5 protein-coding genes are annotated in these 12,410 nt (G+C 64.0%); 2 read left to right on the plus strand and 3 right to left on the minus strand.

Annotation, left to right across the window (positions count from 1 at the left end; translation table 11 throughout):
- Positions 1-259: transposase (locus K288_RS54950; RefSeq protein WP_027583457.1), on the plus strand; the 259-nt coding region annotated here is incomplete at its 5' end.
- Positions 260-428: 169 nt separating this feature from the next.
- Here K288_RS54950 and K288_RS0130380 read toward each other — a convergent pair.
- Both K288_RS0130380 and K288_RS52765 read right to left on the minus strand, forming a co-directional pair.
- Positions 429-3,209, minus strand: coding sequence for a phospholipase D-like domain-containing protein (locus K288_RS0130380; protein ID WP_027582945.1), 2,781 nt, complete (start codon positions 3,207-3,209; stop codon positions 429-431).
- Complete coding sequence (locus K288_RS52765; protein ID WP_152535750.1) at positions 3,182-3,466, minus strand: hypothetical protein; 285 nt, start codon at positions 3,464-3,466, stop codon at positions 3,182-3,184. The genes K288_RS0130380 and K288_RS52765 overlap by 28 nt, the downstream gene beginning before the upstream one ends.
- A gap of 599 nt (positions 3,467-4,065) precedes the next feature.
- Between K288_RS52765 and K288_RS0130385 the strand changes: the two genes are divergently transcribed.
- Entirely contained in the window at positions 4,066-4,812 is a 747-nt protein-coding gene (locus K288_RS0130385) for a DUF3616 domain-containing protein (RefSeq protein ID WP_160169023.1), read from the plus strand.
- A gap of 94 nt (positions 4,813-4,906) precedes the next feature.
- On the opposite strand, the gene K288_RS0130390 is transcribed toward K288_RS0130385, so the two are convergent.
- Positions 4,907-12,262 (minus strand): filamentous hemagglutinin family protein, encoded by a 7,356-nt coding sequence (locus tag K288_RS0130390; RefSeq protein WP_343208846.1) that lies wholly within the window; start codon positions 12,260-12,262, stop codon positions 4,907-4,909.
- Positions 12,263-12,410: the final 148 nt, after the last annotated feature.

Genomic DNA, 12,410 nt, shown 5'->3' on the forward strand with positions numbered 1-12,410 from the left:
CAAGCGCCCCACCGCCGACAACGGCAAGGTCGGCGGACCGCTGACACAGGCGATGAGAAAAAAGATTGCCGATGGCGGCTTCGACACCCCCTACCGGCTAAGAAAGCAGATCGTGGAGGCGGTGTTCGGACAGATCAAGCAGGCGCGCGGCTTCCGCCAGTTCCTGTTGCGGGGCCTGGCAAACGTGCGTGCCGAATGGGCGATAATCTGCACCGCCCACAACCTCGTGAAGCTCGCTAACCTCGCAAGGCCCCCATGAGCGGGATTTCGTGTCGAAATGCGCCAACCAGAAAGCTATCTGGACGGGCTCCTAGGACATGGTACAGCGCCTTCGCCCGCGAGCGATGCGTCATCTGCTAGCGCAACTCGGCCTGAGAATGACTTATGCGGATCGTAAAGCAGACCTCATCAACGGTTTGCGCCCGCACTCAGCCTTCAAGGAACTCCTCCAGCGTGATGCGGCGGAAGCCTTGTGGGACCGCGCTTTCGGGATCGGCAATCCGTGGCGCTTCGCTGATCGCTGATTCCGGAATGAGAGGCCGAGATGCACGCTCCCAGTCCAGTTCGAACACATCGCCATAATACTGTGCGACGTCGGTGTCATCGAACAGCAGGCTTGCGTCGCGGTTCAGGGTAACCCCGTTGCCGCTCCAGTTGTGGCTCCCCACCAGGCAGCGCTGGCCGTCGACGATCATGCCCTTGGTGTGAGTGCTTGGAAGGTGCCGAAGGCACTTGTTCAGGTTGAGCCCGCGCTTCTTTAGATCCTCAGCGCAGGGGATCCAGCTGCCGTGGTCCGAGCGCAGGATGACCCGCACGTCGTCGATCTCCTTCGACTTTCTGATGAGTGCCTTCACCAGTTTTTCGAGGTTGCCTGCAGCGCTGCTCTTGAAGGAGTTAATGTAGGGAATCTGGAACAACAGCTGATCATCCGCGGATTCGATGAGGTCCAGCACGGCGTCGGTATAGACCTTGCCCCTCTTGTCGGGCGTCAGCAGCGGCTTGACCTTGACGCGGCGCTTGATTGTGATCGGATCGAAGATGCGCGTTGCCGCGCGCGCTTCCAGTTCGAGCGCGACGGATTCCTCAATCGCTGTCGGAACGTCGATGAACACGTCCTCGACCACCGCCTCCTCGCTTCCACCGTTCTCCTTGGCAAATTCCAGATCGGCGAGGATGTGGTTACGGTAGCGGTTGGCAAGCGTCTTATTCTTGATGACCACGTGCCATTCACGGTTTCCCTTTTTTGCTCTGATGGCCTGTAGATTGTCGAGGTCGTCCACCGCGATATCGGGTTGGCTCGAATTTTTCCAGTTGCCGCTCGAGAGCCAGAGCCGATCATCGTCGTCCACGGTCACCTTAATGTGGTAGGAGTCAGCGATCAGGCCATTCGCTCCCTCGGGGGCGTATATGCGGTCAAAACTGAAATCCCTCGCCCACTTCCGGAACACGGTCTTGCGGTTGAAGTCGCCGTCCTTGACACCCGCTCTGGTGACGCGCGTGGCGTTGTCGATCACCAGATCCATCTCGACGCCATCCTCAAGCCGCTTTTCAATGGCGTCTGCGATGTGCTCGGCGTGAAATTCGTACATCGAAGACACCATGCGACCCTTGGCGTTGACGATGTAGTCAGACAGCACCGACCAGCTGCGTTCGGGCCCGACACAGCAGGTCAGCTCCATCTCTTCATTGACCTGGCCGAAACTGAAGTTGGCCCCGGTTCGGTCATCGTCGTTATAGGCGATCGAGGTGACCGCGGCCTCGCCGACGAGGTCCGTGCCAAGCATATCGACGACGCCGGCCGTACGGACATCGACGGGATGGCCGAGATAGGCCGCGGGAACGCGAGCGCGCACCGCGCCGATCTTGTCGGGATGGGTGACAACATTGACGCACGGCGTTTCGGTGAACTCGCCGTTGCTGATGACCAGGCCAGAGCGGACGGCGAGGATGCCGTCGCCACGAAAGTCAGCCGCAAGGCGGCGCACCGCATCCTCAATCGGAGCAGTCTCGATTGCCGGCGTGTTCCCACCCCCGGCGACCGGGGTGCCGATCGCGAGGGTGATCGTGAGGGGAAGTGTGATCGAGACGGAGGCGGCTTGCGCCGTGGCTGCTATGGTCGCAGGGAGCGGTGCCGTCGTCTGCGTCACGCCGGAGCTTGCCTGACCGCTGCCGCCACGGTCGGTAACCATCGTCTCGGGCGTCTCCCACGGTCGTCGTTTCAGATAGTTGCGGATGGTGGAGGCTGGCACTGCATAATTCTCGAGGACATAGGCGCCGGCGAAATGCAGTGCGACGGCTTTGCCGGTCGCGAGGTCGATGACCGCCGACCCCGAATTTCCGCCGAGCGTGGTGCAATCATGGGTCGCCCAGCCGCGGGAATTCGGCATCACGACACCTGGCGCGGCGCGCTTGACGTCGTAGCGGCCGCCGAACACACGCTCCATCCAGGCCTGATCGGGGATGACATCTTCCCCTGCGCGTGCCGGATAGCCGATGACGGCCACCGAGGTGCCCGCGGCGACATCGGTCTCGGCGAGCAGGATGCGGTCCTGCCGTGCGCCATCGCTGCGGCGACCAATCTTCAGGAAAGCGATGTCGGCAACCTGTCGCGACTCGATGAAGATGATGCTCTCGACCGGACTGGCGATGCTCAAGTCGCTGTCCATCTCGTGCTTCCAGTTCACGCTGGTGACGATCGGATCTCCAAACCGACCAGGCAGGAAGGTGAAACGGCGACCGTCGCGGCGCCCGATCAATTCGGCCACATGGCTGTTGGTCACGACGATATCGGGCTCGATCAGCCAACCGGTGCCGATGAAACTCGCATTTCGTGGGAAATTGGCGACATCGATGCGGCCAACGAGGGGAATGACCGGGTTGATCGTGCCGGCCGCAGCCAAGAGCCGCTGCACCATCATCTCCCCATCCGGAGGCTCAATGAAAGCTGGCGTACGTGCAGCTGCGTCTCCCTTGATCGGCAGCACCGGCCGGCCCGGCCGCACCATCGTTTCGATCGCGATCGGCACATCAAGCGGCGGCGCAGCTTCGGCGACGGCCGCCTCCAATCCGACCGCGCGGCGCGCGGCCGGCTGCATCGCAGCTGTGCGGGCATTGATCGATCTGGCAAGATCCGGGTCGAAGCTGTTGAGGTTTTGCAGCCAGTTGCTGATCTTTTCCGGCGTCAAGTTGAATTGGCTTGGATTGGCCATACTCTTTCCCCCCGCGCTGAAACTTGACGATCATCGTTACGCACCACGGTATCAACTGCCGACGATAGCTTTATGACTGGACCAGGCAGGTCCTGCACCGGTATCGGAGTTGGCGCGACCTCAATAAACGGCTTGGCGTAAAGCATCTCCTCGATCAGCCTGAACTCCTCATCGGAAGCGAACGTCCCTTGCTCTGCAGGCTTTTCTGTTTCTGCAGGCCCTTCTTTTCGCGGGCGCATCTTTCTGAGCTTAGCCACGATGCGGCAGATCCTCACCGCCATCGCTTTTGGCGAGGAGCAGTCACTCTGGGGCTAAATGGTTCTGCGGCCATGCATGCCTAGCGTGCGGCAAACTGCATCACTACCCTAGCGATTAAAATGCTTAAAGGCCAGCCAGAAGAGTGCTAGCATTGGGTATTAAGATTTACCTGGACACTCTCGTCCTCGCCGGCGCGCGCAGTGCCCCGGCTGCATGAAGGGGCCGACCCGATTTTCTGGGTAGGGCGCCACATCGTTGTATGAGCAGCACTAGATAGCATTTACAGCCATACTTTTTTTCGACCTGAGGATTGCCAGTGACGCGTTCTTTGATCGCGGTGTCCTTGATGGCGGCAACCCTTGTTGCCTCGGTATTCGGTGCGGCGTCGTCCGCGGCGAGGGAGCAGGAGAGCTGGCCGGTCAAACACAAGCTTCTGGGCAAGCAGGACGGAAAAAAGGTGAAGAAATCCGAGGACGTCAGCGGCATTGCCTGCACGACTGCCGGTGATCTTCCCCGCTCCTGCCTTGTGATCGACGATAATCGGCAAGACGCCCAGTTTCTGAAGGTCAAGGACGGCGAACTCGTCGCGCGAGATCCGGTGAAGCTGATCGACAACACGTTCAAGGGAAAGCCCCTTGAGCTCGACGGCGAAGGCATAGCCTTTGCCAAAGGCCGTTACTACGTGATTGGCTCGCACGGCCATCCCCGCGACAAGCGCCGCGAGCTCGATCCCAAAGAGGATGCCGAAGAAATCAGGGCGCGCATCTTCGCCAGCAGCCAGGTCATCCGCTTTCGTCCAGCCGACGACGAAAATGGAGCGACCGACATCGAGCGCTCGGCCAAGCTTAGGGAGATTATCGCGTCAGACCGGGACCTGGTGCGCTTTGTGGATCAGCGGCTCGATGACAATGGCCTGACGATTGAGGGGATTGCGATCAAGGACGATCGCCTGTTTGCGGGGCTCCGCGGGCCCGTGCTGGAGGGCAATCGCGCCGTTGTGGTGGCTGTTGACGTCGACGCGCTGTTCGGGGGGAGCGGGACCGCTCACCGGCTTTTCCGTCTTCCCCTTGGCGAGGGACGCGGTGTCCGCGACCTTGCCGGCTTTGGCGAGGTGATCCTGATCCTTGCGGGGCCGGCTGCGGACGGTCCGGGCAACTACGCCGTCTATTCCTGGGACGGCCAGGGCGAAAACGTCAAGCTCCTGTCTGAACTGCCCTTTGATCCTGCTCGAAAGCCAGAGGCTCTGCTACCTCTGGAAAAAAACGGCTCGAAGCTGCGCGTCTTGATCCTGTTCGACGGCGACAAGAAAGGCGCGCCGACGCCGGTCAAGATTGTGGCGCCCTGATGCAACACGCGATTTAAGGTTCGCACCGGGAGCGATGCCATCGCTGACATGCACTGCGGCAAGGCAAGCCCCGCGCACTTGCCCGCTCCTGCAGCTACTGCGCCTCGAGCGCGCGCCGCTCATTCGGCGTCAGCTTTTGCGCCTGCTCTGCAGTGAGCTTCCCGATGCCGACGAATTGAACCGGGTTTCCAGGATCGTAAGCCGGCGACTGACCGCTGCGTTCGGGCGCCCGACGCGACTTGTTGTCGTCGTCCTGCCGTGGCTCGCCGTCACCGCCGCCGAAGCCGAGAAACTCAACAATGATCACCGAAGGCCGATCCGATGACGTTTGCTGGGTCGCATCCTTGCCCGCGTCCGCTGCCGCCTTGTCCTTTGTATCGAGGGTCAGTGGCGCGACCTTGACGTCGTCCTTTGGAACCCCCTTCACCTCTCCCTTCACGGCGAGATTGTCGATGTTGACGACGAACCGCGCGGCGACGTTGAAGTTGCCCGACACGCGAACGCCGGCGTCTCCGAAGTTCACGGTGCCGACCGGCGCGATCAGGTCGACTTCGCCGGGCTCGACACCGGTGAAGGCATCGACGGTACCGATGCCCGATCCGCTCATGTCCGCCCTCTCGAGGATGCGGGTCACCGCGTTGACGTCGGTGATGACGTCCGGCGCCGACGTCACCCGGGTGGTCTTGGCGCCGCGGCCAGCGTCGATATCGCCGAGCGTCGACCAGATCGTCTCGTCGCCACCTGCGAAGGTGAGGATGCGCGAGCGGTTCACGGTCACGCTGTCACGCGCGAATATGTTGATATTGCCGTAACCGAGCGTGACCACGCCGTCACCCTCCTTAACCGTTGTCTGCAGCGAAGCCAATTGGAAGCCACCGCCGGGAGCCATGACGGTGATATCGCCACCCGCCATGGTGCGGAAATAGACCGACGGGCTGATCACGCTCCCCTTCCAATCGTTGCCTGGGAACAAGCTGGCGATGGCCGCATAGCCGCGATTGTACCCACCAGTCAGCAATCCGCCGTTCTGGTCACGGCCCGCCTCGCGCAGCTCCTGCATGTAGACCTGCCGGACGAAGCGCTGCTGCGTGAGCGCCGGCAAGGTCTGGAACACTGCCCATGCCTCGGCCGGCGACCATGTCCGACCGGTGACGCTTGCGACAAAAGAAACCAGGCCGAACCGGATCTGCTTGCCGTCGCGCTTGGCGTCGTAAGCATCCGTCAGGTACAGCGGCACGGTCTGCCCGTCGATGACCGTGGTGAGATAGGCCGGCATCGCAGCGGCCTTCGCCGGATCGAGATAGGTCGCGATGAACGCCGCATAGTCCGGAGACTTCCCGTTCAGCCCGGCTATCACGTCGATGGACGCCCCCTCGGCAGGAAGGCCGAGGATGTCCGTCCCCACGATCGGGCGATTGTTGCCGTCGAATTGGCGATTGCCGATGCTCACCGTTCGCGGGTTGTAGACGTCGCGTCCGGCGGTCAGCAGCACTGAGCCGGGCCCCTCCACCGAGAGGTCGGCGTTGATGATGTCGTTGCCGGCCTCCAGCCATGTCGTGTCGGTGCGGTGAAGGTTGCGCAGGTCCAGCGTGACATTGCGGATGTCCTTGCCTGCCCGTAGCCAGGTCTGCTCGTTGGCCCGCATCGTCGTGCTTCGGAACGTCGTGGTGGCGACCGGGCCGATGATCGAACCCGAGCGGGCATAGATCCGGCTCGGCTCGAAGTCGTTCTCGTTCGGAAGGTGCAGCGGATTGCGGAATCTGGCGATATACAGATCGTAGGCGTTCGCGTTGCCCAATTTGGCGATGCTGTTGAAGAAGAGCTGGCTGAAGGGCATGGTGTAGATGTATTCGCCGTTGCCACCGACCGGCACGAACTGCGAAGGGAACATCTCGAAGGTCGCGCGCGACATGAAGATCGAACCCAACGCGACGTTACGTTCAGCGAGAATGCGCACCTCAGGCTCGCTGCTCGGAATGGTATAGATCTCGCCGAGGTTAGATACACTGCCGCTCAGTGACGAGATCCGCAGCCGCGACGGATAGATGTTGGCCGAATAGATCGTTTCCTGCACAAAAGGCCAGGTGGTTCCAGTGGCGGTGAGATCCTTCGAGATATATTTGCCTTGACCGACGAGAATGACGTCGCCGCCGGTCGATGTGAGGTCGAGCGCTGTGCGTTCGGTCTGGCCGGACATGTATGCAGGCTCAAGGCGAAGGTTGGACGTGGCTGGTCCGACCATCAGCGGATCGAGCACGGTCTGCAGACGCAGGTCACCGGCCGTCTTGACACTGAGCGCGGCGTCCCCCAGCGACAGCACCGGCGCGATTTGATACGTCGTGACAATTGCGCCGCTCGTCGTGGTGACCTGACGACCGATGGCAAATTCGCCTGCATCGATCGTGCCCTCACCCCGGCCGATGTAGTAGAACCCCGCTCGCACCGCGCCGCCGGCGTCGACGGTCATCGAGCCGCCGTTACGCAGCTCCAGCGTCTTCGCTTCCGCCGCGGTGCGGCCGCCGCGGACGCGTCCGTTGGTCGGCAACGCCACCAGGAGATTGTCGAGATCGCCGCCGGCGCTCACGCTGACATTGCCACCGCCGAGCGCGCCCACGCCCTGCTTGAATGCGTGGTAATCCACCCACCAGGAACTCTGTTTGGACGTGAATATCTGCGACGTGTCGACGGTGCCCTGACGTTTCAGCCACTCGGTGTAGAGCTGCATGTTGTTGGCACGGTCGACCGGCAGGGCCGAACTGATGCCGCCCTGCGCGGCGATGCGCAGGTCGCCGCCAAGAATGCCATAGGTCGCCGCGGCATCCGCGGTGGAGAAGTCGGCAAACACCGTGGTGTCCCTGCGGCCGGCGGTGTAGGCGACCGACTCGTAGTGCGCGAGCTTCAGGTCGCGGCCGGCGCGGATGTCGAGATCGCCGGTGCCGGTGCGCACCAGCTTGCCGGTGCCACTGTCGCCGACGATGATCGAACCGGCGCCCGCCGCGAGCCCGGCCAAGGGCGTGAGCGCCAGCGGATCGGCCGCGGCGAGATCGCTGCCCGCAACCAGGCGCAGGTTCCAGGAGTCCTGTGCCAGCAGGGTGCCGCTGCTATCGGCGCTGGAGAAGCCGTCGCTGATGTTGCCTTTGACGATCAGGTTGCCCGCCGCCCGCAAGGTCAGCGTGCCCAGATGATTGCCGCGGTTCGCCAGATTCCAGTCTTGGTCGACCGTGAGGTCGCCGGCGCTGCGGATCTCGATTCCCGCAGCGACGGCAATGCCGGGCGCGCGGAGGCGGCTGGCGATCGCGCCGCTCTGAGCTATGAACGCGTCGGCGTCGCTCTCCGCCGCTGTCTGGACCGCGCTGGTCGCGCTGGCCGTATAGACTTTAACGCCCTCGAGCACTGCCGCGCTAGCGACCGCGATGCTGGCGGCGAGGTGATCGACCGCGACATAGTCAGGTCCCGCAACTTGGCGCGCGCGGAAGTGGACACGTCCGCCTTCCCCACCGGAGACGTCGATGGCGCCGCCCCGCACATCGAGCCGGCCTTGTCCGGCGTCGATGGTCACGCGGCCGCCACCGAGGTCGGTGGATGACATCGCGGCGAGGCTCGCACCTGCCTCCATGGTGACGCCATTGCCGCCGATGATGGTGACGCTGCCGCCATAGGGTTTGCGGGAGAATATCGCGCCGGTGATGGTGACCCGGCCGGCATCGGCGGTGAGCGAGAAGTCGTCTACCACCGTCGAGCCGTCGATCCTGACATCGCCCGCGCGGATCCTGAAATCGCGCGCACCGCTGAAGCCGGCGTTCTCCAGGCGCTGGCTGAAGCCACCAAAGTCGCCGAGCGCAGCGATATCGAGCGCGAACGAGCCACCTTTGCCGCTTGCAGCGTGGGCATCGATGGCTCCGCCAAGCGCCACCCCGCCGCCCCCCGACGCCACCACCGACAGCGTGCCGGCATCACCACCGCCGGCCGCGGCGGATAGATCGAGAACCGTTCCCGCCAGAGCCGCCACGTTGCCGCCGATCGGCCGACCGAGCGCGTCCACCCCAGCGGCGACCGACGTGAGCGTGATCGTGCCGGCATCGGCGTATTCGGTAACGTCGAAGAAGTTCTTGGCCAGACCGCTGACGTCGACCCGCGCGCCCGCGCCAAGCACGACGTCGCCGCCGATGGCCGTGATCGCGACCGTGCCGCCACGCGCATCGATGCGGGTGCCGACATCAACCGACCGGCCGGTGAACGACCAGCGCGAGCCGAGGCTGTCGCCATCGCGCGCCGCCGGGGACACCCCGCTGGACGCCATGACCAAAGCTCCTGTCGTGGTGACGGACTGATTGGTGCCGTTGTGGCCAGTGACCAGCGGTGTGATCAAAGAAAGGTTCGCAGTGTTCGCATCGAGGCTGCCGCTGCCCTCACCGATGATCCGGCCGGTGGCGGCCAGGCTCGCCGACGCAAACCCGCGCAACGACTTCGCCCCCACCCCAAGCACCAGCGTATCGGTCACGATCGACAAACTCGCCTGAGCCGGCACCGCGGGTTCGTTGAAGCTGGCGCCGCTGTTGCGCAGCACGATCGTGTCGCCGATCAACGTGGTCGCGCCGCTGGCGCGGCCTGCTAGCGCAGCAGCGTCGAGAGTCAGCGACTTCAGGCCGGTCGCGCCGACATTGATGCTGCCGAAGATGTCGATCGTCGAATAACTCTTCAGCGTCAGATTGCGGGCCTGCGCAAAACGGGCGATGGCCGCCTCGGTGAACACCATGCCGCCGCTCCCGCCGCCCAATCCGATCCGGCTCGCGCCAAGTGTGATGTCGGCGCCGGACAGCACCGCGGACGCTGCGACGACGGTATCGCCTGTCGAATCGATCAGCAGCGACTTGCCGCCGTCGAGGCGCGCGCCGATGCCGATGCTCACGAGGCCGCGGGTCGCTGTCGGGTCGACATTGGTGCGGACCACCTGGACGACATCGCCATTGGACACCCGCACCAGGGCGCCATAGTCCTTGGCGGTCTCGGCCTGGGTCATGATCAGGTTGCCGGCGCCGCCAACGGTTTCGCGATCCGCGACGATGATGCTGCCGGCAGCGATGTCGATGTTGCCGGTGGCGGCCAGGATGATTTCCGAGCCGGTGAGGGCGCTGGCCGCGATCGTGCCGCCGGGACCCGTCACCGCGCCATTGTCGACGATGATGCTGCCGGCCGTGACCGTCACGCCGAGGCCCTGGACGGTACCGCTGCGCGTGCCGCCGATCAGCAGGCTGCCCGCCTGCAAGCCGTTGAGCTGATCGACATCCAGCACCAGATAGCCGGCCGGTACGGCACTCCTGACCTGGCCACGCCCGACGATGGCGATCTTGGCCGCAGCGACGTCGACCAGCCCGCCGCGGCCCCCGGCGGCGCCCTGCGACTGCACCAGCCCCTGAAGGATCAGCTTTTCCGTCGCCTTCAGCACCAGCGCGCCGCCGTCCTGCGGCAGCCGCGGGGTCACCGGCTCGATGCCGGTCGCCCGGTACTGCGCGAGCTTGAAGGCGTCCGACGCGTAGAACGCGTTGGCGGTGGCCTCGTTATATTCGGAGTACGCGCGCACCACATCGCCCGACATCACGCGCCAGGTCGCCGCCATCTGGCGCTCGACGCCCGTGAGGAGATCGCCGGTACGGCCGGCCATCAGCAGCGTGCCGTCGTTGAGCGTGACCGTGCTCCGGACCGCGTTGCCCTCGCTGCCGGCGACGACCTGCACCGCATAGGCGCCGGGCAGCAGAGCATAGTGCGCCGGCAGCAGTGTGTACCAGCCGGCCGCGAACCCGTTGCCGCCCTCCAGCCAGATGCGCGTGCTGGTCGCAGGCGTGCTGCCGCTTGGCGCGATCACCGAGGATGAGGTCGGCATGACGGCATACATGCCCGGCATCGCAAGAATGTCGCGCGAGCCGCCGGGGCCTGGAACGAATTCCGCCGCATAGAGGTCTCCACCGCCGGCGATGTCGATCTTCGATCCGGCCTGCAGGATCACGCTCGGCGCGTCCAGGGTGATCTTCTTTTCAGGCGGCGCCGTCACGTTGGAATTGCCCGGCAGCGCCCAGAAGTCCTTGTTGTAGAGATTGCCGTGCGGCAGCAGGAGACCATCGCCGGAGACCGACAGCTCCGCATGCTCGCCGAGCGTGATGGCGCTGCCGGCCAGCCGGATGGCGCCGAACGGCGCCCGCAGCGTACCATTGATATCGATCTGCGGCGCGGTCAGGGTCAAAGACCCAGCCGCCGACAAGGGCGGGGTAGCGACACCGTTCTGCCCGACAATGATCCGGCTTCCTGCCGTGACCGTCGCGACCGTCAGGTTGTCCGGATAGATCTGCGCCGCGTTCAGCACCAGCGTGCCGTCGGCGTTGAGCTGCGTACTGCCCACCGACGGGGTGATGAAACGTATGTTGTCGGCCACCAGCGTGGTCTGCCCGTAGCCCCGTGTGACCGCATAGGCAATGTCGATCAGGGATGCGCCAAGCGTCAGAGATCCTGATGTCGGCGTGCCATTGGCCGGCATGGTGGTGTTGAAGCCGGAGATTGCCAGATAGGCAGCACGAATCTCGGCGTTGGCGCCGGTCACGGGCGCGGCGATCCTTGGCGTTGAGATGCTGAGGCGGCTGGCCGGCAGTTGCAGATTGAGGCCGTCGGCGAGTTTCAGAACGTTCGGGGCGTTGATGTTGACGGCCGAAAATCCTCCACTCGTGATCGACGCTTCACCGATCGTCATCCCGACGGGCGTCAGATTGTCGACATTGATCTTGGCGCCTACTTTGTAGACGAAATTCGGGCTGGTCCCCGTCCGCGAAGGCGCTGCATAGAAGTACTTGTCGAGCAGGTAGGCGATGTCCGGCGTGATGCCGGCATTGACCGTGGACGGAAGAACCGCCGCTTCGGCCGGAGCATCTGCGGCAAGACCTTTGACGATGCGCGTGGTGCCCGGCGCGGTCGTGAGCAGGTTGCTGATCGCGGTGACGAGCGCCGTGGTGAGCTTGATGGCGCCCTTAGATGCCGGAATCTCGTTGTAGATGTCGATGTCGGTGAAGCCGGTCGACGTGTTGCCGACGAAGATGTATTCGCCTGTGGGATTGACCGCATACTGACCCGTGACCGGGTCGTAGTCGTAGCGCGTCTGCACCGCCGGGTAGCTCGTCGGCTTAGAGAAGTTGCCGAGGAAGTTACCGATCTGAGCCGCGTTTTGTTTTGGTCCGCTCGCCAAGCTCGTGTCGGCGATCGACAAGGTGCCGCCGGCCGCGCCGGCACCGCCGGCCCTTCCGATCAGCGTCGCATCCACCAACGAAGGGCCCGCGCTGCCGTTCGTGAGCGTGATCGAGCCGCCGTCGCTGTAGAGGTCGATGGGTGTCCAGGCTCGGCGGCTGCCTATCTCGATCGTGCCGCGTGCACCGGACACGTCGATGACCGAGCCGGCGGCCAGTTTCATGACACCAGCCAAGTTGACCGTCCCGCCGTTCAGCACCTGCCCAGCGCGCTGCCGGGTGGCCGGATTGGCGTAGGTCGCATCAACACCTCGCGCGTTGATCCGGCCGGAGCGCGCCAGATCGATGAAGGCGGTATTGATGGCGATCGTG

This window comes from Bradyrhizobium sp. Ai1a-2 (genome assembly GCF_000426245.1).
Classification (GTDB): Bacteria; Pseudomonadota; Alphaproteobacteria; order Rhizobiales; family Xanthobacteraceae; genus Bradyrhizobium.